The 23,977-nt window shown below is 29.1% G+C and carries 25 protein-coding genes; 13 read left to right on the forward strand and 12 right to left on the reverse strand.

Annotation, left to right across the window (positions count from 1 at the left end):
* Positions 1-36: 36 nt before the first annotated feature.
* From fmt to U9O55_04695, 7 genes are all read right to left on the reverse strand, one after another.
* Complete coding sequence (gene fmt / locus U9O55_04665; protein ID MEA2089096.1) at positions 37-1,251, reverse strand: methionyl-tRNA formyltransferase; 1,215 nt, start codon at positions 1,249-1,251, stop codon at positions 37-39.
* A 122-nt stretch (positions 1,252-1,373) separates the two neighbouring features.
* Positions 1,374-2,165, reverse strand: coding sequence for an AmmeMemoRadiSam system protein B (gene amrB / locus U9O55_04670; GenBank protein ID MEA2089097.1), 792 nt, complete (start codon positions 2,163-2,165; stop codon positions 1,374-1,376).
* A 29-nt stretch (positions 2,166-2,194) separates the two neighbouring features.
* Positions 2,195-3,619 (reverse strand): hypothetical protein, encoded by a 1,425-nt coding sequence (locus tag U9O55_04675; protein MEA2089098.1) that lies wholly within the window; start codon positions 3,617-3,619, stop codon positions 2,195-2,197.
* A gap of 448 nt (positions 3,620-4,067) precedes the next feature.
* Complete coding sequence (locus tag U9O55_04680; protein ID MEA2089099.1) at positions 4,068-5,129, reverse strand: thioredoxin domain-containing protein; 1,062 nt, start codon at positions 5,127-5,129, stop codon at positions 4,068-4,070.
* A gap of 117 nt (positions 5,130-5,246) precedes the next feature.
* Positions 5,247-6,290, reverse strand: a complete 1,044-nt coding sequence (gene prfA / locus U9O55_04685) for a peptide chain release factor 1 (protein ID MEA2089100.1) — start codon at positions 6,288-6,290, stop codon at positions 5,247-5,249.
* 210 nt (positions 6,291-6,500) lie between these two features.
* On the reverse strand, positions 6,501-6,788 hold the full coding sequence (gene rpmE / locus U9O55_04690; protein ID MEA2089101.1) for a 50S ribosomal protein L31: 288 nt from the start codon (positions 6,786-6,788) through the stop codon (positions 6,501-6,503).
* A gap of 79 nt (positions 6,789-6,867) precedes the next feature.
* The gene (locus U9O55_04695; GenBank protein ID MEA2089102.1) at positions 6,868-8,937 is read right to left on the reverse strand and encodes a hypothetical protein; all 2,070 of its coding nucleotides are present in this window, start codon (positions 8,935-8,937) and stop codon (positions 6,868-6,870) included.
* A 19-nt stretch (positions 8,938-8,956) separates the two neighbouring features.
* On the opposite strand from U9O55_04695, the gene U9O55_04700 reads away from it, so the two are divergent.
* From U9O55_04700 to U9O55_04730, 7 genes are all read left to right on the forward strand, one after another.
* Positions 8,957-9,379: a hypothetical protein gene (locus U9O55_04700; protein MEA2089103.1), complete on the forward strand. Its 423-nt coding sequence runs from the start codon at positions 8,957-8,959 to the stop codon at positions 9,377-9,379.
* A gap of 42 nt (positions 9,380-9,421) precedes the next feature.
* Complete coding sequence (locus U9O55_04705) at positions 9,422-9,871, forward strand: hypothetical protein (protein MEA2089104.1); 450 nt, start codon at positions 9,422-9,424, stop codon at positions 9,869-9,871.
* A gap of 242 nt (positions 9,872-10,113) precedes the next feature.
* Positions 10,114-11,670 (forward strand): glycosyltransferase family 39 protein, encoded by a 1,557-nt coding sequence (locus U9O55_04710; protein ID MEA2089105.1) that lies wholly within the window; start codon positions 10,114-10,116, stop codon positions 11,668-11,670.
* 103 nt (positions 11,671-11,773) lie between these two features.
* Positions 11,774-12,313 carry a hypothetical protein gene (locus U9O55_04715; GenBank protein MEA2089106.1) on the forward strand — a complete coding sequence of 180 codons (540 nt, stop codon included), beginning with the start codon at positions 11,774-11,776 and terminating at the stop codon, positions 12,311-12,313.
* Between the two features lie 155 nt (positions 12,314-12,468).
* Positions 12,469-12,675, forward strand: a complete 207-nt coding sequence (locus U9O55_04720; GenBank protein ID MEA2089107.1) for a hypothetical protein — start codon at positions 12,469-12,471, stop codon at positions 12,673-12,675.
* The gene (locus U9O55_04725) at positions 12,672-13,124 is read left to right on the forward strand and encodes a dTDP-4-dehydrorhamnose 3,5-epimerase family protein (protein ID MEA2089108.1); all 453 of its coding nucleotides are present in this window, start codon (positions 12,672-12,674) and stop codon (positions 13,122-13,124) included. The genes U9O55_04720 and U9O55_04725 overlap by 4 nt, the downstream gene beginning before the upstream one ends.
* Position 13,125: 1 nt before the next feature.
* On the forward strand, positions 13,126-13,416 hold the full coding sequence (locus tag U9O55_04730) for a hypothetical protein (protein ID MEA2089109.1): 291 nt from the start codon (positions 13,126-13,128) through the stop codon (positions 13,414-13,416).
* On the opposite strand, the gene U9O55_04735 is transcribed toward U9O55_04730, so the two are convergent.
* Positions 13,399-14,487 (reverse strand): trypsin-like peptidase domain-containing protein, encoded by a 1,089-nt coding sequence (locus U9O55_04735; GenBank protein MEA2089110.1) that lies wholly within the window; start codon positions 14,485-14,487, stop codon positions 13,399-13,401. The genes U9O55_04730 and U9O55_04735 overlap by 18 nt on opposite strands.
* A gap of 341 nt (positions 14,488-14,828) precedes the next feature.
* Entirely contained in the window at positions 14,829-15,332 is a 504-nt protein-coding gene (locus tag U9O55_04740) for a hypothetical protein (protein MEA2089111.1), read from the reverse strand.
* A gap of 275 nt (positions 15,333-15,607) precedes the next feature.
* Between U9O55_04740 and lysS the strand changes: the two genes are divergently transcribed.
* From lysS to serS, 3 genes are all read left to right on the forward strand, one after another.
* A complete protein-coding gene (gene lysS, locus U9O55_04745; GenBank protein ID MEA2089112.1) occupies positions 15,608-17,173 on the forward strand; it encodes a lysine--tRNA ligase in 1,566 nt (521 codons plus the stop codon).
* Between the two features lie 20 nt (positions 17,174-17,193).
* Positions 17,194-17,604, forward strand: coding sequence for an adenylyltransferase/cytidyltransferase family protein (locus U9O55_04750; GenBank protein ID MEA2089113.1), 411 nt, complete (start codon positions 17,194-17,196; stop codon positions 17,602-17,604).
* Positions 17,605-17,712: 108 nt separating this feature from the next.
* Entirely contained in the window at positions 17,713-19,005 is a 1,293-nt protein-coding gene (gene serS, locus U9O55_04755) for a serine--tRNA ligase (GenBank protein ID MEA2089114.1), read from the forward strand.
* A 53-nt stretch (positions 19,006-19,058) separates the two neighbouring features.
* On the opposite strand, the gene U9O55_04760 is transcribed toward serS, so the two are convergent.
* Entirely contained in the window at positions 19,059-19,235 is a 177-nt protein-coding gene (locus U9O55_04760; GenBank protein MEA2089115.1) for a hypothetical protein, read from the reverse strand.
* Positions 19,236-19,310: 75 nt separating this feature from the next.
* On the opposite strand from U9O55_04760, the gene U9O55_04765 reads away from it, so the two are divergent.
* From U9O55_04765 to U9O55_04775, 3 genes are all read left to right on the forward strand, one after another.
* The gene (locus tag U9O55_04765) at positions 19,311-20,474 is read left to right on the forward strand and encodes a pyridoxal phosphate-dependent aminotransferase (protein MEA2089116.1); all 1,164 of its coding nucleotides are present in this window, start codon (positions 19,311-19,313) and stop codon (positions 20,472-20,474) included.
* Between the two features lie 109 nt (positions 20,475-20,583).
* Complete coding sequence (locus U9O55_04770; GenBank protein MEA2089117.1) at positions 20,584-21,324, forward strand: Mur ligase family protein; 741 nt, start codon at positions 20,584-20,586, stop codon at positions 21,322-21,324.
* A gap of 23 nt (positions 21,325-21,347) precedes the next feature.
* A complete protein-coding gene (locus tag U9O55_04775) occupies positions 21,348-22,169 on the forward strand; it encodes an FtsQ-type POTRA domain-containing protein (GenBank protein MEA2089118.1) in 822 nt (273 codons plus the stop codon).
* Positions 22,170-22,358: 189 nt separating this feature from the next.
* On the opposite strand, the gene U9O55_04780 is transcribed toward U9O55_04775, so the two are convergent.
* Both U9O55_04780 and U9O55_04785 read right to left on the reverse strand, forming a co-directional pair.
* Positions 22,359-22,796, reverse strand: coding sequence for a DUF523 domain-containing protein (locus U9O55_04780; protein ID MEA2089119.1), 438 nt, complete (start codon positions 22,794-22,796; stop codon positions 22,359-22,361).
* A gap of 139 nt (positions 22,797-22,935) precedes the next feature.
* Positions 22,936-23,977: peptidoglycan DD-metalloendopeptidase family protein (locus U9O55_04785; protein MEA2089120.1), on the reverse strand; the 1,042-nt coding region annotated here is incomplete at its 5' end.

The raw sequence follows: 23,977 nt of genomic DNA on the forward strand, positions 1-23,977 counted from the left end.
AACGCGAAAGATTATGTTGATTATATTGGCAGATAATTAAACAAGCTTAATTTTTTTATTTCCTTGCAAAAAATTTTTTCCGTCTGTTTGTTTTTTCCCCTCAACCTGAATTTTTTCTAGAATAAGGGTTCCTTGACCGCATTGAATCGCGGTTTTTTTATTTGGCAATAAAAACAGCTCTCCTAATTTCCTGCTTTTGTGTTTTTTATTTAGAATTGAAACTTGAATAATTTTTACTCTTTTTCCACTTTCCATACGGCTCCAACATCCAGGCCAAGGATAAAGAGCGCGAGTTTGAGCTTCTATTTTTTTGGCTTTTTTATTCCAATTAATTTTTCCGTTGTCACGGGTTAATATTTTTGTGTAAATCGCTTTTTTATGGTTTTGTTTTCTTAATTTTATTTTTTCATCAATATAATCCAACAAAATTTTAATTAAGAGCTCAGCTCCTAATTCAGAAAGCTTATTTTGCAGTTCTGAAAAATTTTCGTTATTTAGAATATATTTTTGGCATTTGATTATTGCGCCGTGATCCATCTGATTATCTGTAAGCATTATACAAACTCCTGTTTGCTTGTCATTGTTTAAAATAGCTGTTTGAATAGGGGAGGGACCGCGGTATTTTGGCAATAAAGACGGGTGGACATTTAAACAGCCGTATCGCGGAATATTTAAGATCGCTTGCGGAATAATTTGCCCATAAGACGCCATTATAAAAATATCAGGATTTAACTTTTTAATTTTATCTTTTATTGTTATTATTTTACGCGGTTGCAGTATTTTTAATTTATATTCTTTTGTTGCTATTTTTATTGGAGAAGAAGCTAAAATCTTTTTTCTCCCAGCCGGCTTGTCAGGCTGTGTGATCACAGCTATTGGCAAAACTATCTGCTCTTTAATTTTTCTTAATATTGGAACCGCAAACTCTGAGGTTCCAACAAAAATAATTTTTAATTTTTTTATTTTTTCTATTTTTTCTTCTTGATTAATATTTTTAAGAATTGCCAAGAAATACGCCATTTTATTGTCTATGTCTTTTTCTTTTACAAGCCCCCAAATTCGCCTTATGTATTGATTATTGTATCTTTTGCACAGGTTCATTAAAATCGCGACATCTTTTCTGCTTTTTAATTTTCCAAAAGATTCAGCTATTTCCACCGCCAAAAGCTGATGCAAAGTTTTTGGCCCGCGCTTGTCTTGTTTTTCTTGTTTTATTTTGTTTTTGATTAAATTTTTCAAATTTTCAGACATAAAAATTTTCCCCATTTGAAAAAGGGGGATCTGCCAGCCGGCGGAAGGGGATTTTAAAATAGAAACTATAATATAATCTAAAAATCCTCCAGCCTCCTTTTGCAAGAAAGAACTAAAAAAATTTAAATCGTTTTAAAATTCATTACCAAATAACCTACACCGAATGGAGCTTCATAAGATAAAAATTGAGGTTCGCATTTTATTTCATTTAAAGCGCCTGCGAGAATCACAAACGATCTTAAACCGCATTCTTTTGCTTCTTCTATTAATTTTTTATCTAAATTCAATAATTTTTTATATTCGCGCTTTTCCAATATTGATATTATTTTTTTGTCAAAAATTTTACCTTTTGGAGAATACTCAGCTGGCGCGCCTATTGTTAAACAATGCGACAAATCACCAGATGCTATTAAGGCAATTCTTTTATTGCTGCGCACAATTGTCTTTTTTAAATATTTTCCAAATTCAAAATGGTCGGGATAATCTAAAAGAGAATAGGCTATAGGCACTATTTTAATTTTTGGCAAATTTTTAGCAAGATAATAAAGAGGAACCAATGTTCCATGGTCAAGCGACGGCTCATTTATTAATTTAATCGGCAAATTTTTTAATTCAGCTCTTACTTTTATTTTGTTGATAAAAGTAATGTCTGGTTCAAATTCAAATTTACTGTCCAAATCACCGAAATTTTGAAAATCGCCGTAATATTTTTCACTAATTTGCACAATAAAAGCATCTGCTTGCACTAATCCGTGCGGAGAAATAATAATAATAATATCTGGCTGTGAAGCGTAAAGTTCGCTTGCGAGACGCTCCATTGCTTGTTTTGTCTTCGCGATTTGATCTAAATTGTCTTTGCCAATTGATGGAATTAATATTGGCGGATGAGGGGTAATTGCTGAAAAAATTAACATAAAATTATAATAATTAAATTATAAATATTTTAAATCCCGGCGATTTTGACTTCTTTATTTTCTGAATCCAAATCTATTATCGCGCCTATTAAATGAATTTCCAGCGTTCTATTATTAACTTCAATTATATTCTTCCATTTATACCCTAAGGAATTAAAGGTTTTTTCTGAAACAATCGGTCTTTTATATCCATTTGAAATCACATAAACAACAGGGCTTGTTGATGATTTTATAAGTTCTCTGTCTTGAATTTTAACAGGAGCTGTTGTTGGATAATTTGCCAGATCTTCTTCTGAAACAGGAATTATTTTTTTGCTTGGAAAATTTATTTCCATTATTATTTTACTCCAGATTGGCTGTTTTTTGCCGTTAATAACAAAATATATACCGCCAGTCTTTTTACTTTGCAACAAAGCGCCTGCTGGATAAACATCTTTTTCTGTTATTTTATTGCCAACCGTATAATTTTTTAAATCAGCTTCTTTAACGTCAATTATTTCATCCGCGTTAAATCCGATTTTTCTAAACACTTCGCTTGATTCTACCTTTCTTACAACATCATCAACCAACAAATATGTTATTTTTTTAGAGCGGAGCAGTGAATAGTTAGAAAATTTAATTGGTTTGCCTATTTTATAAGCGTCTAAATCGCTTTGCTCAACATCAACAACCCTATCAAGAGAATATCTTGAAATTAAAGCTGATTTTGTAAGAAAAGGCCTTTTTTTGCCGTCCTGCAACAGATAAACTCCTTGTTCGCCTTTTTTTCTTAAAAGAGATCCGTCAGGAAAAATTTTGGCCTTAGAAGGAAAATAATCATTATATATTTTCCAAAAATTATAATTGCCGTAATAAACATGAGGCGTGTAAGTGTAAAGCGCGGCTGTCGCTTTATTCTCTGGCGTAACAATATCTATTGTTGCCGAGTCTGTATTATGGCGTTTAAAAATGTAAGTTTCTCCAGTTTGATATCTATTTGGATAATCTTTTGGGTCATCGTCTAAATATGCCCTAAATTGAAGGTACGCGCTATTTATCTGCTTAAAAAAACTATTCCATCGCGGATTACATCCTCCGCTGTCAGGGCATCCATAGCCTAAAGCGGCGCTTAATTGCCTTTCTGTCGGCGTTGGATCTGTAATTAGGCTTTGTTCTTTTTGTAACAGCGTGAGCATAAATTGAGGATTCAATCTGTTTTCTTGCGATAAAGTATAAATTACTTCCGATGCCTTTCTCTGTTCCCCAGCTTTATCTTCGCAAACATAATTTTTTAATATTCCTTCTCGTTGGTTTAAAAAAATTTCAATATCTTTAAAATCCATTGATTTATAATTATTCAGCTCTTCATCAGACAAAATATAATTAGGATCAAATGTTGTTGAGGCAATTGATAATAGGGGAGAGAGAAAATAGCTGATCGTGAATAACACAATAAAAGTTTTTTTGATTGGCATATTTTTTAATTTTAACTGTAAGATATACTAGCGTTGTTTACACTTTTTGTCATTCCGGAAAATAGATTTTCTAAGCGAGCCTGCGATCTTTTAGAAAATCATTTATCCGGAATCTATAGCTTCAATTGATTTGTGGTTATATATAGCGTAGATTCCGGATAAGTTAATTTCTTACGACTCGCAAGCTCGTCAAGAAATTATACTTTCCGGAATGACAACCAAGAAGAATTTTTCAAAAAGTGTAAATAAGGCTCTTAATTCTTACATCTTAACTTAATTTATCTTTATCATAATAATAGCAAAATTTAATTTTAATAGCAAGACAAGTCATATAAGCATATAAACAATTAAATTATTAGTCATTAGTCATTAAATTTTAAACATTTTAGTAAAAAAAGAGACAACATAATGGCCGTCTCTATAAAATAAAATATTTTTTAATCTAAATTTAATTACAGGATCCAGAGGCGTTAGCTGACACTTCGCCAAGTTTTTGCTCGCATTCTTTAGGCTGTGTGTTAAATGCTTTGCAGATTGCTGTTTTATAATTTTCAGGAGCTCTTCCGCCTTGATACTGTATTCCGTTTATGACTAAAGCAGGAGATCCTTTAATACTATATTTTTTATTTAATTCCACCTCTTTTTCTAATAAAGCCTCAGCTTCACTGTCTAAACAAGAGCTTATTTTAGAAATGTTAATTCCTAATTTTTCAGCTGAATCATCCCAGCAATCATTTATATTTTTCAAATTACAATCTTTATTCACGGCGTCAATATAATCCCAAAACTTACTTTTGTTGTATTTATAAATGCACATTTCCCTGACATTCTGTTTTAATTCATCAATTCCGTGCATAGAACAATATTTATCGTCTTTGTCCAAACAAAGTTCTGGCCCTCCGCCTTTATAATTTGAATAAATTACATAATGAGGCTCAATTTCAACGCTGTTTGCTAAAAGCCGCGCTACTGGAGAAATCCCGTCTTCGGCTTGATTGCCAAAAGGGCAGTAGCTCATTGTGAATAATTCAACTTTCGGCTTATCTGTTTTAGGGGTATCAACCGTTGGCTGTTGTTGATTATTAGTTGCCTGTTTTGCTATTTCAGCTCTTTTTTCTTCTATATTAATCGCGTCTGGCAAAAATAACTTTCCGTCTTTTGTAATATACAAAGTTGATGTCGCTGTTTTGTCGCTTTGATTTGTAACAAGAGCTGTTATAGCGTATAATCCGCTTTTTTCTTCGCTGTTTGTAATTTCTATATTTTTAATCCCTCTAGAATAAACTTCATTAATAAAATCTTTTAATTCTACTCCTGCTTCTTCCGCGTTTATTGTGTTTGCTTTATTTTTATCTGTTATAATATTTTGGACATTGCCTTTGTTAATCAGCAATATTACTATTACTATTAAAAGAAAAACAAATAAAATCATCCAAAAATTAAAACCTTTTGTTTTTTTTGTTTTTGTTTTTTTTGTTTTTAACGATTTCAGTGATGTATAATCGCTCATAAAAATATAAATTTAAAATAACAAATAGAAACAAAATATTATTTACTATCTGTTTTTTTTAATTATTTAGATTAAATATATTTTATATTATAATACAAATTTTTATTTTTGCAAATTTCAACTGGCTTGTTTTAAACTTCTTATAATTTCATCGATATTTCCTTCCATAATTTTTGGCAAATTATGCCATGTTTTTTTGATTCTATGGTCAGTAATTCTATCTTGCGGAAAATTATAAGTGCGAATTTTTTCACTGCGATCTCCGCTTCCTATTTGCGATTTTCTTTCATCAGCAAGCGCTTGATGCTCTTTTTCTTTTTTATCGGCAAGAACTCTTGAACGCATTATTTGCATTGCTCTTTCCCTGTTTTGAAGCTGTGATCTTTCGTCTTGGCATGAAACAACAATATCAGTCGGGAGATGGGTAATTCTTACTGCTGAATATGTTGTGTTAACGCCTTGTCCTCCCTTGCCAGACGCGCAAAATGTGTCTATTTTTAAATCTTTCGCGTCAATCTTCAAATCAACTTCTTCAACCTCTGGAAGGACAGCAACAGTTACGGCTGATGTGTGAATTCGCCCGCTTTTCTCGGTTTCTGGAATTCTTTGCACACGATGGGTTCCTTTTTCAAATTTCAAATATCCAAAAGCATCTTTGCCGTTTATAGCGAATATTATTTCTTTAAAACCTCCAATTCCAATTGGAGATGAATTTAATATTTTTATTTTCCATCCTTTGTTTTCACAATATTTGCTATACATTCTAAAAAGATCAGCCGTAAACAAAGCTGATTCGTCTCCGCCAGTTCCGGCCCTTATTTCCATTATCACGTTTTTTTTATCAAATATATCTTTTGGCTTGAAAATTTCAGTTAATTCTTTTTTAATTTTTAAATTTTTTTTCTCTAATTCTATTAATTCTTGTTTCGCCATTTCTACTAACTCTTTGTCTTTATTATTCATTGCTTTCTTCATTTCTGTTATTTCGCTTTCATTTTTTTCTAATTCAATTATTTTTTCAAATTTTTCTTTTAATTCAATAAAATCTTGGGAAATCTGTTTATATTTTTTTTGGTCAGAAATTATAATAGGATTTTGCAAATCTTTTTCAATTTTTGAATATTCTTGCTTTATTTGTAAAATTTTTTGCTTGTTTAACATAAAATAAAATAAATTTTTATATTAAAATTTATTATATCTATTAACATAAATTGTATTATATGCAATAGTTATTATAATCAACAAAAATTTAAAAGGAGGTTTTAGATTATGATCATGGCAGCTCTTTTGAATGTCGCAACAACAAAGGCTGTTAGACCGTTTAATAATAATAAAATGCAGAAACATATCTGAAATTTTTTTACGCAAAAATTATTTTTTAGATTTTTTTACAATCTGTTTTTTTGCCCTAACAGCTTTTTTAATTTTTTTGCCTTTTCTGCTTTTTGCTATTGTTGCTTTAACAGCGACTTTTTTCTTAAATCTCTCAACATTTCCAGCTGAATCAATTAACTTTTGTTTTCCAGTATAAAAAGGATGGCATTGGGAGCATATTTCAGTTTTTAATCCTTTTTTAGTTGATCCGCCAATAAAAACAGCTCCGCACGAGCATATTATTTTTATGTTTTCATGATATTTTGGATGAATCTCTTTTTTCATAAATGAATTTAGTTTATTTATAAATTGTTTATATATTAGTATAAAATAAAAATTTGTCAATTAAGCTGTCAAATTCAGGTTATTCAGATATTTTATATTTGAAAATAACATTTTCGCCTTGACCAATTATTTTATATGAATCAGCTGTTTTTTTCGCTTCCTCAGACATTTCTTTGAATTTCCACCAATAATTGTTAATTACAAAATATCCTTGTTTAACATTCGCATTTTCCATCGCTTTTATAATATATTCTTTTTTTGGCGAATCATTCACCATTTCTAAATAATATTGATATAAATACGAGCTTGTCGGGATTGAATAATAAAATTGGCTGTCAAAATATTTTTTAAAGCTGAATTCTTTAATCGCGGAAGCTGAAACTTGCTGATTGGATAAAACTATAAAATCATTTCCTTGAGCGTCATTTTCAATCCATTTTACGGTTTCAATGTCAGCGTCTGTGATATTAAATAAACTGCTTGTTTCATAATCGTCAGCGCGCGGATAGCTTATGTAAAAAGACGATGTAATTAAGCCTGAAATTAAAACAATAAATAAAATTTTTAAAAAACTGTCTTGTTTTGTTAATGCTTTTAAAAATTGCATAAACCCAAAAAGTACTATGGGGTATAAAAAGTAAAAAGAGATTTGTAAAATTCTTTGGGTATAATCATTTTGTTCATAGTTTATTAAAAAATCAAAAGAAAACAAAAATTTTAAAATTAAAAAATTAACAAAAAGAATTATAAAGGTAAAAACATAAGGCAAAAACAGTTTTAATTTTTTGTAATAAAATAGAACAATAATTATGCTTGAAAAAAATATTATTAGATAAAAATTAAGTTTGTAAAAATAAGCAAAGTCAAAAAACAAATTAAAATTATTAACAAAATAAAATTTTAAATTATAAAAACAAGATAACAACTCGTCCTGTTTTATTAAAGAAAAATTAATTTTCAGCCCTGACAAAAAAGAATTAATTAAAAAAATTGAGGGGATACTTATTGAACCCAACAATAAAAAAAGAAATAAAATAAGTTTTTTAGCGCGATTGCTAATTTCTGATTTTTTAAGAAAATTTATTAATAATATAAAACTTAAAAAAATCAAAACTGGAATTCCAGCCAGCGGATGAATTGCTAAAGTCGCTAAAGTTAAAAATATTAATGGCAATAAATATTTTTTTTCTCCATTTATATATGGCAATGCTAAAAAAATTGTTATTAAAATAAACAAATTTGCCAAATTTTGCGGAGTAGTAACAATAAATGATCCAAAAGGAAATATTAAAAATATTAACGGCAAAGCAAAAAGAATATTTTTGTTTTTAGACAAATTTTTAAAAGATTCATAAATTATAAACGGCAAAAACGCTGAAAACAGAATTATTACTAATAATTTATCGATTATTATATGTGAAACCACAAATATTTTTGACAAAACAACAACTAGGGAATATTGCCCTAAATAATACAAAGGTTTTGGATAAATAGCTCCTTGTTCAATAATAACTTTTTCAGTCGCCTGATGGATGAATTGGTCAAATCCGTATCCTAATTTATAGACAATAACAGCAACTGAAGATGAAACAAGAAAATGCAGAAATATAAGAATTAAGCATTTTTTTCTTTTTGACGACAAAATAATCAGCAAGAGAATTAAAGTCGCGATAAAATAAAAAATAAAAAAATCATTTGGAATAATTTTCCACGGCGATCTAATAGCAGATGTTGTTTGAAGCGCGAAAACACAGTCAAACAGTATAAATACAAAAAATAGATAAGCAAAAATTAAAATTTTTCTAATTAAATAATTAATTTTTAAAAAAACAGAATATTCAACAAAACGATTTTTTATAATAAAAAATTTTTCTTGATAAGGGATTATACAGACAATAATAGCTGTAATAATTAGCGTCAGAGCAATGGCGAGATTATCTAATTTATAAAAAAAATAAATCAGCGCGCCAACGAAAGAAACTATTGACAAAATTAATAAAATAGAATAAGGTAATTTAATCAGCATTCTTTTGGACAGTTTTTTGCTTAAAAGAAAAAAATAAAGCATTCCAAAAATCACGCCGATTATGGCGCTCTTTAACAAAAAAATATTTATTAAAATAAAAAAAGTTGTAAATATTAATAACATAAAAATATAGGAGGGTGTTATGGAAAGGATTATTATGTTTGATGAGAAAGAAGAACAAAGAGAAAAGATAGAGGAAATAAGTAAAGAAATTTTTGCAAATGTTTTAAAGGAAATATTGCAAAAAATTGATTTTTCATTATTTCAAAATCTTTTTTCAATGTTGAATGAAACTGGTGAGGAAGATGATGTTTCCAGAAAATATATAACGGAACTATTTTTTCAAGAATGTAAAAAGGTCGCGCCTGGAGTTTATCACGGCACTATTGCTTATGTAAAAGAGGAAAATAAAACGGCAACTAAATTTTTGGAATATCTGGAAAACGCTGGAAGTAAATGTTTTTCCGCAATGAACGGATTTTGTGTTGATTCTCTCAATGTTATTCCTGATTGCAAAAATTGTTTTTATAAAGAGATTTGTGAATCTAAAACAAAAAATATTTAAAGATTGTCAAAATTATTAACATCATAAAAAGGAGAATTCTAAATGTCTATATCATTTAATAATTTTTTTCAAGTAGCAAGAGACGAGGAAAGGATTAAGAATGTTGGAAAAAATTTTTGCGATATTTGCGATAATATGGTTGCGACAATAATGCCGTATATCAAAAAAGTAATTGAGGAGGTTCCTGAAATTAAGGATGATCTTAGAAGAAGGGATGCTTATTTAATTAATATTTATACTGAGAGGTCAAGAATAATCTCTATAATTGATAAAATTTTGATCAAAAATTTTGAGAATTACAAAAGATTGCCATCCTCACAAATAGATACTTTTTTAGATGTCGTATCTGACAGATTGGAGGGGGCAAATTTGGGTTTTTGTAACGGAGTCTGGCATAGGAGCCGACAATATTGCTGGAGTTGCCGGTTAAACAATCTTTGTACTTCTAAATTTAAAAATTATAACATTAAAAATAAAAATCAAGTTTCATAAGATTTTTATTAACGGCTTGGCTTGTTTCGTGTTTTATTGCGGAACAAGCCTTTTTTATTTGCCAAAATTATTTTGTTTGATAAACTTATAATATATAAAAATAATATAATAAATCTAATGTCATTCTGAACGATAGCGAAGAATCTACTTGAATATTCATAATATAATCAACATTCACGCAGATCCCTGCCTGACGGCAGGCAGGCTTAGTTCGCTCTGCTCGCTCATGATAACAAAAATGTGTGAACAAATTCATTAAAAATAATTGGCAAATACTCTCTCTTCTTATTTTGGCAGGAATTTTTCTGTTTGTCTATTCTTTTTTGTCGTTTTCAACGCTCAACAGCGATTTAAGATTTAATTCTCCTGATGAAACAGCGAATTATTTTTTTGCCAACAGGTTTGTTAAAACAGGGGAGATGGCTTATTATGAACCTCAAAATTTATTAGTTGATGATATTATACGTCCGAGATCCTTGAATTCAATCAATGGAAAAGTTTTGCCCGTGAGCTTTCTGGGAATGATTTTATTATATGGAAGCATAGCTAAAATTTTTGGCGTATGGATTATTTTATTTCTAACTCCGTTTTTAGCTGTTGCTGGAATTCTGTTTTTTTATTTTTTCATTAGAAAAGTATTTAACAGCAACATAGCTTATCTATCAAGCTTGTTGCTGTTTTTCTGTCCGGCTTATTGGTATTATAGCGAAAAAGCAATGTATCACAATGTTGGATTTGTTGTTTTTTTAATTATAAGTTTGTTTTTTTTATTAAACAAAAAATTCAAATTAAATATATTAATATCAGGATTTTTTTGCGGAATAGCTTTAACATTCAGAACATCTGAAATTTTTTGGATCGCTGGCACTTTTATTTTATTATTTTTTTATTATAGAAAACAAATTAAAATTAGCAAAATAATTTTGTTTGTTCTTGGAATTTTAATAGCATTGTCTCCTGTTTTTTATTATAATCAAAATCTTTATGGCAGTCCGTTAGCAAACGGTTATTCTATCGGTCAAAGCGCATCAGTTGACAGCGGGACAAAATTATCTTTTTTATTTCCATTTGGAATTGATTTTAAATTAATAGTAAAAAATTTTTATAATTATTTTATAGTTTTATTCTGGTTTTTATCATTGCCAGCGATTTTAGGAGCAACTATTTTTTTAAAAAGCAAAAAAACAAAAAAGCAAAAAGCGTATTTCTGGCTTTATGTATTTGCTTCAATTTGGCTATTAATTTGCTATGGGAGCTGGAGCATAAAGGATAACATAAGTTATAGCGATATTACGATTGGAAACTCTTACGCGCGATATTGGATTTTGATTTATGTTTTTGCCTTGCCTTTTATGGCTATTTTTTTAAAAAAGCTTTATTATTCAGGATGGATAAAACAAAAAATCGCTTTTTTGCTAACTATTATTTATATTCTGTTTTCTGTTAATGCTGTTTTTTTTGCGAATGAGGAAAGCATTTTAAATGTTAGAAAAAATATATTAACATATCAAAAAACATCGAAAAATATTTTAAGCATTACTGAAAAAAACGCGATTATTATCACTGAATATGGAGATAAAATATTCTTTCCAAAAAGAAAGGTCATAAGTTCTAAACATAATGATTATTCTGTTTTTGCGAAAATAAGCTGCCTTAGTGATCAAACGCCTGTGTACTATTATCATAATTTATTAAAAAACAAGGATATTGAATACATTAATGCAAGAAAAATAAGCGAATATAAACTAAAACTAATTAAAGTGTCGGATGGATTGTATAGGGTGATTGATAATAAATAAATCAAAAATCAAATCTCAAAATACAAAATGACAAATTAAAATTCAAAATTTTTTATTTTATTTATTGTATTAATCCTTTTTTGCATTTTAAATTTATATTATTATGTTTAATTTAAAAATAACTTACTGGTTAATTAGAATTTTTTTAATATCATTGCCGATATTGGCTTTTGTTTTTCTTATAAACAAAAATTTCGCGTTTTCTGGAAAAACAGAAGCAATTTATAATTTTGATAAAAATAACCCAATAATTTCTATTTTAAAGCCGTCAGGAAGGGCGTTAGCGATTAAAAAAGACGAAAATAATGACTATTTTCAGCAAATTATTATTGATCCTGTTTATTTTGATCTGTGTTTGCCAACAAAATTCCAAAAAGTAAAATTGTTTTTCATTTATCAAAAGCCTGAAAATCAAATTTTAAAAATCGGACCGCAAATTTTTGATGATAACTGGAATTATTATCTGAAAGAATTAAAAAGTGAGAAAAAAATAAACGATTGGCAGACAGCTGAACTTAATTTTGATTTAAGTAAAGTTTTTGTAAAAAACAGAAAAGTAAAATTTATGATTTCAGCTCCTGATCTTGACAAAAGCGGAAATGAAATTAAAATTACAAGCATTAAAGCAATTTTAATAAAATAATGTTTTTTTATAATTTCCCTCTTTGGAAAAGAGGGGTTGGGGAGATTTTTAAATAATAAAATCCCCCTTAGTCCCCCTTTGCTAAAGGGGGAAACCGACGACCTTTTTCCAAAGTTGGAAACCCGCTTTTAATGAATTTTGTAATTCAAAATAATATGAACAAACCAGAAATTAAAATATTTTTTTTAAAAATTTTATCAGATGTTTTTTATATTTCTTTAATAACTTTTATTCTTTTTGCTATGTTTGAAATGTTACGCCCGCGATTTGTGTCTGCTTATTTTAATTTAAACGCGCTATTGATGATTGTTTTAATAACTGGTATAATTACAATAATAAATAATAAAAATGAAAATTTATGATAGCTGGAGTAATAATAAAAAAATTAAATAAATACGAAGACGAGCGCGGGTGGCTCACTGAAATTTATCGCCACGACGAAATTGATTTTATTCCCGCGATGGCATATGTTAGCGTTACAAAACCAAGCATAAAACGCGGACCCCACGAGCATGTTTATCAAACTGACTGTTTTATTTTTATTGGACCAGGAGTTTTTGAGCTTTATTTATGGGACAGAAGAGAAAATTCAAAAACAAAAGGAAAATCATTAAAAATAAAAGCTGGTGATGGCAATCCAACATTAGTAATTATCCCGCCGGGAGTTGTGCATGGTTATAAAGCAATTTCCGATTGCGACGCGCAATGTATAAATTTGATTGATAAATTGTACAAAGGAATTAAAAAGGATGACGAAATTGATGAAATCCGCTGGGAAGACAAAAAAGATTCGCCGTATAAGATAGATTAAAATGAAATTTGAATTTGAAAATAAAACTGGCTATAACACCCAACGCTTAATGCGTTTTTTGGGTTATTCGCTTTTTCATAACGCGTATATTAGAAGAGCAGGTGTTTCGCGCTATCCGCGTTTTCATATTTATCTTAAAGAAAAAAATAATCAGATTTTAATCAATTTGCATTTGGATCAAAAAAAAGAAAGCTATCAAAGTCATAAAGCGCATAGCGCTGATTATGAAGACAGCTTTGCGTTAGAAAAAGAAAAACAAAGAATTTTGAATTGCTTACTCAAAACTTCCTAAAATTACCTTTAGAATAATAATTTTATTTCCGCGTTGAACTTTTAACCCAATTGTTTGTTCAGGTTCATAAAAACTCACAACTTCACACAGAGGCAAATCCTCTGTTATTTTTATTGCGTTTATTTCAAATATAATATCATTTTCCAATAGTCCTGCTTTTTCTGCGGGAGAATCAGGAACAACAGATAAAGCATTATTGGAGTGTATCCAAGCGCCTTGTTTCCTTGGTAATCCAATAAATTTCTCTATAGTAGGGTTTAACATTGAATATCTTACGCCTAATTTTGGCCTGATAATTTTATCATATTTTTTATAGCTTTTCACGGCTTTATTAGCTGAGTTGGCTGGGATAGCAAAACCTACATTTTGTCCGCTTAATTCAGTAGCAACACTAACGCCGATTAATTCTCCATTAAGATTAATTAAAGCTCCGCCTGAATTTCCAGGGTTAATTGCAGCATCTGTTTGGATAATATTAGAGAGCGATTCTACTTTTCCCTTGCTGTCTGTAGCAATAAGATCACGATGCAGTCCTGAAATGATTCCTTTTGTAACAGAATTTTTATATCTTCCCATAGCGTAGCCTACGGCAATAACAGTTTGTCCTATTTTTAAATTTTGCGAATTAACAAATTTAATAACAGGTAAATTTTGCTCATCTATTTTTACAAGCGCTAAATCTTTTAAAGGATCGCGCGCTACAACTTCTCCATTATATATTTTTCCATTGTTTAAAATTATTGAATATTTGTCGCCAAAATCAACAACATGCTTATTTGTTAAAATCAAACCATCTCTACTGACAATTACTCCGCTTCCACCAGACACTTGCTTAAAATTAGCGTCTATTTGAGTCTGACCTAAATCATCAGTAATTATTTTTGTTAATTCTTCTGTTTTAATAATGCTTACGACTGATTTTTTTGCCTGATCAATAGCTGAAATTGTTTCTGTTTGTTCTTGAAATAAAATATTAGCCAAAACATTTTCGCGTTGTTCTGTTTTAATTAAAAACAGCGACAATGAAATTATTGCGATTGCTAAAAATGAGAATATGATTTTTTTAAACATAAATTTGATAAGTTATAAATAATTATAACTGCTAACTAATTCGGTAAGGCTTAATAATTTTAATTAGATAAATTTTTAAAAATTTTAAATTTTGGATTTCTATTGAATAACATAATGACTCAATGACTAAAATATTTATATGTTCAAATCTTCAAATGTTAAAGCGTTATTATATTAAAGTATTTGAATATTTATATTATATCATTATAAAAAAATAAAAAAAGAGGGCTTTGTAAAAAAAGCCCCCTGAACCGTTTAGCAAGTTTTAGAGAGATTAAATCACCCCTCCTAACAAAGTATTGCCTGTCCCGTGTTTTAGGGAACTTACTCCTGAATAAGAATTATTGAGAAAATTTTATATCGGATAAAACCAAACTTACGTTTTTATTTTTGATGAGAGCTAATTTTTCTTGAAGCGCTCTCTTTATTTTTTCTTTTAATTTTTTTGGCACACTCCTTATGTACCATGTTTGATTGAGCTTGTAATCTGAATTTCCAATAATTTCGGAAATTTTAATTAAAAGTTTTTTAGATTTTTTGCCTTTGATAATTTTGAGCCGTAAAGCACTCGCCGGCAGATTGTAACCTGCCCAACTTACTATTATCCCAATCTGGGAATCAGGCGTTTTTTTTAGCCAGTCAAAAATTTTTAGTGAGATCTCTTTTGTCTCATTTTCTTTTTGGAGGCGCAATGCCTCCTTCCTAATTTCTTCCCCTCGGATTTTAACCGTGGACAAAAAAATTAGATGAACTTCCCCTACAATTTTACTTATAGGGGCAGGGGCAGGGGTAGGGGTAGGGGTAGTGGTGGGTTGATTTTCAATTTCAAAAATTTGAGTTTTCATCGTTAATTTCCTTGTTTTTTGTCCTTCCCAAAATAAATTAGGTCGGACTGTTAACATTTAAATTTTTTCAAAAAGAGCATTTATACTATTTTCAGTGATAAATCATTATAGTATAAATATAAAAAATGTCAATAGACTTGTCGCGTAATTAGTTTTGTAACGAAATTTTTAGATTTTGAGGTAAATTTTTTCAAATAATTTTTTTAGCCTAACCTTAGTTAAGGTAAAAAAATTTTTGGAAAATTTGACCAACCTGCCTGCCGGCAGGCAGGAATATGGAAATTGCAGTAGAAATTAATTACACGACAAGTCTAAGAACTTTGACTTTAAGATTATTCTTTGTTAAAATACTTTTAATTAAGCAATTAAATAATCATACTATGATTAAATCCAATGAGCGGCAGGACAGGATTCAAAAATTAGAAAATTTAAAAAAATTAGGCATAGACCCTTATCCAGCAAAATGTAGAAGAGAATATAAGATCAGCGAAATAATTGATAATTTTTCTAAATTTAAAAAGAAAAAAAGCGTTTTTTTTATTGCTGGGCGATTGCGAAATATCAGACAGCACGGTAATTTGACTTTTGCTAATTTAGACGATGGGAGCGGAAGAATTCAGATAGCGATCAGCAAAAAAGAAATAGGAGCCGATGATTATAAAATTTTTATAAAAAATATTGATATTGGCGATTTTGTTCAAATCAAAGGCTCTATTTTTGTCACGCATAAAGGAGAAAACAGCGTTATTGCTTCTGAATTCAAAATTTTATCAAAAGCTATTTTGCCACTGCCTGATAAATGGTCTGGATTTACAAACAGAGAAGAGCAATTAAGAAAAAGATATTTGGATATTTTAATAAATTCAGAAACAAAAGAAATATTTAAAAAAAGAGCCATTTTTTGGAAAGTTACGCGAGAATTTCTATCTGAACAAGGATTTTTAGAAGTAGAAACTCCAATTTTAGAAACAACAACAGGCGGAGCAGACGCCAAACCTTTTGCGACACATCATAACGCTTTAGATATGGATGTTTATTTAAGAATTTCAGGCGGAGAGCTTTGGCAAAAAAGGCTGATGGTGGCTGGGTATGAAAAAACTTTTGAAATTGGCAGAATCTTTAGAAACGAAGGAATGGACAGCGAACATCTACAAGATTATACGCAAATGGAATTTTATTGGGCTTACGCGGATTATCAAGATGGAATGAAATTAGTTGAAAAAATGTATAAACAGATAGCTAAAAAAACTTTTAACACTTTAAAATTCAAAATAAATAATTTTAATATCGATTTAGAAAAAAAATGGGAAACATACGATTATTCAAAAACTATTAAAAAACACACTGGTATTGATATATTAACAGCTGATATAAAAGAGATAGAAGCTAAATTAAAAGAGCTTAGTGTTGAATATGATAAAAAAGGATTTAATATTAGCAGGGCAATTGACAATTTATGGAAATATTGCCGTAAAAAAATCGCGGGGCCTGGATTTTTAGTCGGGCTTCCTTTGGAAATTTCACCTTTAGCGAAAAAAAATGTTGATAACCCAAAAATTACACAGCGTTTTCAGCCAATTATTGCTGGTTCTGAATTAGGCAACGGATATTCTGAATTAAATGATCCATTAGATCAAAATAAAAGATTTAAAAAGCAGGCAAAACTCCGTGAAGCAGGCGACGAAGAAGCGCAAATGGATGATAAGGATTTTGTAACCGCTTTGGAATATGGAATGCCGCCAACCTGCGGATTCGGATTTAGCGAACGATTATTTAGCTTTCTTATGAATAAACCAGGAAGAGAATGCCAAATTTTTCCTTTAATGAAACCAAAAGATTAAAATTAATTTAAAAATTGCTAATGTCAAATACAATAAAAAAAGTGATGATATTTGGAACATTTGACAAATTTCATCCAGGACATATTAATTTTTTAAAACAATCCGAACAATATGGAGATTATTTGATAGTTGTTGTGGCGCGCGATATAACAGTAAAAAAATTAAAAGGAAAAGCGCCGAAATTTAATGAAGAAGAAAGGCAAAAAGAAATTATTAAAAGCGCTTTGGCTGACGAAGTTGTTTTGGGAAAATTTAAAAATAAATATAAATTAATAAAATATTTCAGACCCAATGTTATCTGTATTGGTTATGACCAAAAATATTTAGTCAATGGATTGTCAAAAAAATTAAAAGAGTTTGAAATGGAAAATATAAAAATAGTCCGCTTAAAAGCTTTTCAGCCTGAGAAATATAAATCATCTTTAATATAAGATTATTAGGATTATTAAGATTTTTAGAATTTTTAGGAAAAATAATTAAAAATTTGAAAAAAATTGTTTAAAAAAATTACTAAAAATATTTTAATGTTATAAAAAAATATGTTAGACATAAAATTTATTAGAGAAAATAAAAAACAAGTAAAAAAGGCTCTAAAAAATAAAAATCTTAATGTTGATATTGATAAACTTTTAGCGCTTGATAAAGAGAGAAGGGGACTGCTTGTTAAAATTGATGGATTACGGGCAGAAAGAAATGAATTGGCAAAAGCTGGTAAAAAACCAAGTAAAAAACAGATAGAACAAGGAAAAAAAATTAAAGAAAAAATTTTAAAAATTGAAAAACAACTAAATAAAATAGAAGATGATTATAATAATTTAATCTATTTAGTGCCAAATTTATATTCAGACGACACTCCAGTGGGACGCGATGAATCTGATAATAAAATTATTAAACAATACGGGAAAATTCCAAAGTTTGATTTCAAAGTTAAAGACCATATGGAGCTTGGGATTCTTCATAATATTATTGACACAAAAAAATCAGCTGTTATTTCAGGGACAAGATTTAATTATCTGTTTGGCGACGCCGTGATGTTGCAATTCGCGTTAGTTCAATTTGTTATTAATGTATTAACTGATAAAAAAATTATTAAAAAATTAGCAAATCAAGTTGGCAATCCTTTTGACAAACCGTTTATCCCTGTAATTACTCCTGTAATAGTTAAATCTGAAATAATGAAAAAAATGGACAGATTTGATCCTATTGATGATAGATATTATTTAAAAGACGATGATTCATTATTAGTCGGTAGCGCGGAACACGCACTTGGTCCTTTGCACATAAACGAACTAATGCAAGAAAAAGATTTGCCGATTCGTTATGTCGGTTATTCAACAGCATTTAGAAGGGAGGCCGGCACATATGGCAAAGATACAAATGGAATTTTAAGGCGACATCAATTTGATAAATTAGAAATGGAAAGTTTTATTCAGCCAGAATATGGATTAGTTGAACAGGATTTAATCATTGCTATTCAAGAATATTTAACACAACAACTAAAAATATCGTATCAACTTGTTTTAAAATGCGCGGGCGATATGGGCAAGCAAGATTTTAGAGCAGTTGATATTGAATGTTGGATGCCGGGACAAAATAAATACAGGGAAACACATACTTCAGATTATATGACTGATTTTCAATCAAGAAGATTAAATATAAAATATAAGACAAAAAATAATGAGAAAAAATTAGTTCATATGAATGACGCGACAGCGTTTGCAATCGGCAGAATTTTAATCGCGATTATGGAAAATTACCAGCAAAAAGACGGATCTATTGTTGTGCCAGAGGTTTTAAGAAAATGGGTTAGAAAAGATATAATTAAAAAATAAAAAAAACCACTGACCTTACGGACAGTGGATGTATATTTTGCTTGAATATTTTTTTAATTGTTTTTTTTATATTCCTTAGTTGTTTTCAACTCTGTCTTATATCCGCTTTTTTCAAGCGAATCAATTTTTTTTAAGAGTTCTGTCCTTGAAAATACAAAACTAATAAACGGTTCTCCTCCTTCCCATATAGGTGGGTTAACTAAAATTTCGTATATTTCAATTTTTTCCATTTTTGTTGCCTCCTTTTATTCTTTTATCCAATTTTTATTTTCAGTATAACATATTTATATAAAAAATCAAGAAAAATGTTTGAAAAAACTAAAAACATAAATTTATCTCCAATAAAAAAAATTGAAATAATGGCAAGCAAAATTCCTAATGTTGTTTCTTTGGCGCAAGGCGTTCCTTCTTTTGACACGGCTGATGTTATAAAAAATAAGACAATAGAAATGATAAATAAAGGAATTGTATCAAAATATTCTCTTTCTCCTGGACTTTTAGAATTAAGAGAAGCAATTGAGCAAGAGCTGGCAAAAGACAAAATGTTTTATGATTTTGAGACAGAAATTTTAATTACAGCAGGGGCTATTGAAGCAATCACCGCAACATTGCTTACTATTTTAGATAAAAACGACGAAGTGCTTATTCCAAGCCCGACTTATACTTCATATCAAGAAGCAATAAAAGTCGCTGATGGAATTCCTGTTTTTGTTGATCTTATTGAAAAAAATCACTGGGCATTTTCTATTGAAAATTTTAAAAAGAAAATTACAAATAAAACAAAAGCAATTCTTTTTTGCAACCCAAATAATCCAACAGGAACTATTTATACTAAAAAACAATTAATTGATCTGGCTGAACTTGCTGAAAAAAATAATTTATACATTTTAAGCGATGAAGTATATAAAGATTTTATTTATCAAGAAAAAGAGCAGAACGAATTCTTTAGTTTAGCGCAAATAACTGGACTAAGAAAAAAAATAATACGGATTTTTAGCTTTTCCAAAAGTCACTCAATGACTGGATGGCGAATTGGATTTTTGCATAGCGACGCCTCAATCGTAAAAGAGATATTAAAAATACATGACAGTTTAATCACTTGCGCTCCTGTTGTTTCGCAATACGCGGCTTTAGCTGCCTTAGAATACGGTAATGATGCGATAAAATTTTATAAACAAGAATATATTAAACGGCGCGAATTAATTTGCCAAAGATTAGACAAATTAAAAAAAGTTTTTTTATATCAAAAACCAAATAGCGCTTATTTTGTTTTTCCTGATTATTCTAAATTTTCTGAATTAGACAGCTGGAAATTTTCCATAAAACTGTTGGAAGAGGCGAGAGTGGCTGTGGTTCCAGGCATTGCTTTTGGCCCTAATGGTGAAAATCATATTAGATTATCATTTGGCAGAACAGAAGAAGATATAAATAAAGCGTTTGATAGAATGGAAAAATATTTTAAAATATAATTCCCCCCACTATTTAGGCCTGTCCCGCCGAATGGCGTGAGGAGGTTAGGTGGATTAAAAATAAAAAAATACCCTCTCTATCTCCCTCTACAAGGGGGGGAACAAAAATATGAAAAAAGTATTTAAAAAAATTATACAATTTTATCTGAAAATTCTAAGCGTGATTGTTTTAAAAAAACATAAACCTGAAATTATTGTTATAGCTGGAAGCGCAAATAAACATACAATTAAGCAAGAGCTTAAAAATATTCTGTCTGATAAATTTTCCGTTAGAATAGGACCAAAACATTACAACGCGGAAATTGGCGTTCCTTTAACGATTTTAGGGCTGGTAAGCGATAGCAGTGAAATTAAAATTTGGCTCCCGCTTATTTTTAAGGCAACAAAGATAGCTTTATTCAGCAAAACATTTCCTAAAAAAATAATTTTAGAATTAGGAATTAGCCATCCCAATGATATGGATTATTTTTTGTTAATTTTAAATCCAAAAATTGTTATTTTGACTGATATTACGCCCAAATATCTTGATAATTTTGGAACTCTTGATAATGAAGCGCGAGAGTTTGCTAAACTTGTTAAAAAGACAGACAATAATGGATTAGTATTATTAAATTATGATGATCTAAGGATTAAAAATTTAAAAAAATTTACTGAAGCAAAGGCTCTATATTATGGGAAAGGAAAGGGGAGCGATTTTAGAGCATTGGATATAACAACAGAAAACAATAAGCAAATATTTAATTTAAAATATAATGAACAATGTAAAAAAATCATACTGAACAAATTTGGTGTTCACTATATTTATTCTAAGTTAGTTGGCGAAGCAATTAAAAAATATTATAATATTTGATATTTTACGACGCTTAAAAATTTATGATAAAAAGAAAAAGGGATTATGCGCGGAAAAAATACTTTAATTCTCTTTTTAATAAAAAAAAAACTTTTTTAAATAAAAAAAAGAGAAAACAAAAAATAAAAATTATTTCATTTTTATTATTTTTTTTAATCATTGTTATTACAATAATATGTATTTTATTCAGCAATTATTTTACAATTAAAAATGTTGAGATAAAAGGGAATAAAGAAATAGAAAAAAGCCAAATTTTTTCTCATATAAATGACCTGTTAAATAAAAAAGTTTTATTTCTGTTGCCCAATAATTACTGGTTTATTAATGAAAAAAAATTGGATGATAATGTTAAGAATAATTTTAATTTGAAAAAAGCAATAATAGAAAAAAAATTTCCTGATAGATTGTTAGTTAATATTATTGAAAATAAACCAAAATTTATTGTTATAAATGAAAACCAAGACAAATATTATTTAATAGACGAACAAGGATTAATTATAAAGGAAACCAATAAAGAAAAAGTTGATAGTTTAAACAATTTATTAAAAATAATTGACAATGGACTAAGAATGGATTTTAACGATCGCCAGGTCATAACACTAGATGAAATTTTGTTTTTTTATAAAATATCTAATTATTTTGATAAAAAAGACCAAAAATTGGATTTTTTTGAAAAAAATGAATTCAACAAAATAACAGCTAGTTTAAACAATAATATTAAAATTTATTTTAATATTGATGAAAACATTAATGAACAAATAAATAAATTAGATGAAATAATAAATAAAGAAGATATAAAAGAATATATTGATTTAATGTATAATAATAAAATTTATTATAAGTAAAATTAAGTCATTGGTCATTGGTCATTAGTCATTGGTCATTATAAATAAAGTGTTTTTAAGAGTTTTGACGATTTAATGAATGTATAGTGTCGTTAAATGTATATTGTGCGACGCTATTTTTATTTTTGTCTTTGCTAATCATTGTCCTACCCTGTTTTTTTTAAACTAAAAATAAAATAAAAATTATTCCTATTTTTCACTTATTACATTAATCCCTTTTCTTTTTAAAAGCGCGACCGTAACACCATTTCCTTTAAGTAACTTACCAGAAAAAGTTCCGTCATAAGTTGCTCCACAGCCACATGACGGACTTTTAGACTTTGCAATAAATTCTTTTGCGTCAACTAACTTAGCAATTTTGAAAGCTTCTTCCGCCCCTTTTATAAATTGCTGTGTAACATCTTCCCTGTTTTTATTCAAAACCTTGCATTTTCCGTCTAATACATCTTCTCCTGTGCCACCTTGAATTTCTTGCGGAATTCTTGGAGTTTTTAATCCTCCTAATTGTTCTGGGCAAACAGGAATTGCTTTTCCTTGTTTAACTAAATTAATAATTTTTTGACAAGGCTTTGACTTGTCATTCCACATACAATTTATCCCTGCCAAACAGGCGCTAACAAGTTTCATAAATTTATTATTTTGTTAATTAAAATATAAAATGAACGCCATTGGTATTGCCAATGGCGTGATAAGTTTAGAGAATAAGTTACTTAAAATTCTATAACAGATGTTAAAAAAAAGTAAAATTGTGCGACACTCCCCTACCCTAAAGCCCAGGCATATACCCGCTTAATGGATCAATAGGAATTCCATTAAGCCGAACTTCAAAATGAAGATGAGCGCCAGTAGTCAATTTTCCAGCTCCTAAAGTTCCTGGCTTGCCTCCAACCCTTGCGACTTCTTGTCCCCTTACAATAAATTCATCTTCTTTAACTATAAATTTACTGATATGCCCGTATACTGTTGATATGCCATCGTCATGAATTAACATAAGATAACTATATCCATACCCATTATCGCGAACCCTTGCTACATAACCGCTAGCAGGCGCGTAAATAGGCGTTCCTTGAGCGGCCCTGATGTCTATTCCAGGATGTTCAAAAAGATGCCTAAAAGGATAAGTCGGGTCATGAAAATAAGCCGTAATTCCGCGTGAAGGATCAACGGGCCATGAAAGTTTTGATGAATCATCTAATACTTGATTTAATTTATTTCTTTTTTGCTCTTCAAGCAATTTTCTCTTTTCTTTTTCTAATTGTAAAATATCAGTATTAGCGTCAATTTGATCTTGCTTTGCTTTTTCAAGCAATCTTTGAAATATTTTTTCGCTATAATGGGTTGCTTCTAAAATTTCCGCTTTTGCTGATTTTTCTTCTTCTAAAATTTCTTTTTCTTTTTTTAATCTTTTATCTAATTTTTCTAAAATTTGTTTTTCGCGTTCTATTAAATCTTTATCTTCCTCTAATTTTTCTTTCAAGAATATAACTTCATCTAAAATATCTTTTAACTGGTATTCTATATCTTTCGTAAAAGTCAGATAATTAAAAAATTCAGAAAATGAATCATTAATCACTAAAACTTCTAAATAACTTTTTTGATCATTTTTATAAATTAATCTGATAAAATCAGCTATTTTTCCTTTATATTTTTCTATCTCACTTTTTTTAATATTTATTTCTAAACTTTTTTTCTCTATTTCATTTTTTGCCTGCATTATTTCTTCTTCCGTGATTTTGATATCTAATTCTTTTTTAGCGATTTTATTATTAAAAACAGATATCTGATCTTCTAAACTCGCAATTTCCACT

The sequence above is a fragment of the Patescibacteria group bacterium genome, assembly GCA_034660655.1.
In the GTDB taxonomy this organism is placed as follows: Bacteria; Patescibacteriota; Patescibacteriia; order JAACEG01; family JAACEG01; genus JAACEG01.

Bases quoted from the DNA above. Each gene is read 5' to 3' on its own strand.
- fmt (MEA2089096.1), bottom strand. From the start codon at position 1,251: ATGTCTGAAAATTTGAAAAATTTAATCAAAAACAAAATAAAACAAGAA.
- amrB (MEA2089097.1), bottom strand. From the start codon at position 2,165: ATGTTAATTTTTTCAGCAATTACCCCTCATCCGCCAATATTAATTCCA.
- U9O55_04675 (MEA2089098.1), bottom strand. From the start codon at position 3,619: ATGCCAATCAAAAAAACTTTTATTGTGTTATTCACGATCAGCTATTTT.
- U9O55_04680 (MEA2089099.1), bottom strand. From the start codon at position 5,129: ATGAGCGATTATACATCACTGAAATCGTTAAAAACAAAAAAAACAAAA.
- prfA (MEA2089100.1), bottom strand. From the start codon at position 6,290: ATGTTAAACAAGCAAAAAATTTTACAAATAAAGCAAGAATATTCAAAA.
- rpmE (MEA2089101.1), bottom strand. From the start codon at position 6,788: ATGAAAAAAGAGATTCATCCAAAATATCATGAAAACATAAAAATAATA.
- U9O55_04695 (MEA2089102.1), bottom strand. From the start codon at position 8,937: ATGTTATTAATATTTACAACTTTTTTTATTTTAATAAATATTTTTTTG.
- U9O55_04700 (MEA2089103.1), top strand. From the start codon at position 8,957: ATGGAAAGGATTATTATGTTTGATGAGAAAGAAGAACAAAGAGAAAAG.
- U9O55_04705 (MEA2089104.1), top strand. From the start codon at position 9,422: ATGTCTATATCATTTAATAATTTTTTTCAAGTAGCAAGAGACGAGGAA.
- U9O55_04715 (MEA2089106.1), top strand. From the start codon at position 11,774: ATGTTTAATTTAAAAATAACTTACTGGTTAATTAGAATTTTTTTAATA.
- U9O55_04720 (MEA2089107.1), top strand. From the start codon at position 12,469: ATGAACAAACCAGAAATTAAAATATTTTTTTTAAAAATTTTATCAGAT.
- U9O55_04725 (MEA2089108.1), top strand. From the start codon at position 12,672: ATGATAGCTGGAGTAATAATAAAAAAATTAAATAAATACGAAGACGAG.
- U9O55_04730 (MEA2089109.1), top strand. From the start codon at position 13,126: ATGAAATTTGAATTTGAAAATAAAACTGGCTATAACACCCAACGCTTA.
- U9O55_04735 (MEA2089110.1), bottom strand. From the start codon at position 14,487: ATGTTTAAAAAAATCATATTCTCATTTTTAGCAATCGCAATAATTTCA.
- U9O55_04740 (MEA2089111.1), bottom strand. From the start codon at position 15,332: ATGAAAACTCAAATTTTTGAAATTGAAAATCAACCCACCACTACCCCT.
- lysS (MEA2089112.1), top strand. From the start codon at position 15,608: ATGGAAATTGCAGTAGAAATTAATTACACGACAAGTCTAAGAACTTTG.
- U9O55_04750 (MEA2089113.1), top strand. From the start codon at position 17,194: ATGTCAAATACAATAAAAAAAGTGATGATATTTGGAACATTTGACAAA.
- serS (MEA2089114.1), top strand. From the start codon at position 17,713: ATGTTAGACATAAAATTTATTAGAGAAAATAAAAAACAAGTAAAAAAG.
- U9O55_04760 (MEA2089115.1), bottom strand. From the start codon at position 19,235: ATGGAAAAAATTGAAATATACGAAATTTTAGTTAACCCACCTATATGG.
- U9O55_04765 (MEA2089116.1), top strand. From the start codon at position 19,311: ATGTTTGAAAAAACTAAAAACATAAATTTATCTCCAATAAAAAAAATT.
- U9O55_04770 (MEA2089117.1), top strand. From the start codon at position 20,584: ATGAAAAAAGTATTTAAAAAAATTATACAATTTTATCTGAAAATTCTA.
- U9O55_04775 (MEA2089118.1), top strand. From the start codon at position 21,348: ATGATAAAAAGAAAAAGGGATTATGCGCGGAAAAAATACTTTAATTCT.
- U9O55_04780 (MEA2089119.1), bottom strand. From the start codon at position 22,796: ATGAAACTTGTTAGCGCCTGTTTGGCAGGGATAAATTGTATGTGGAAT.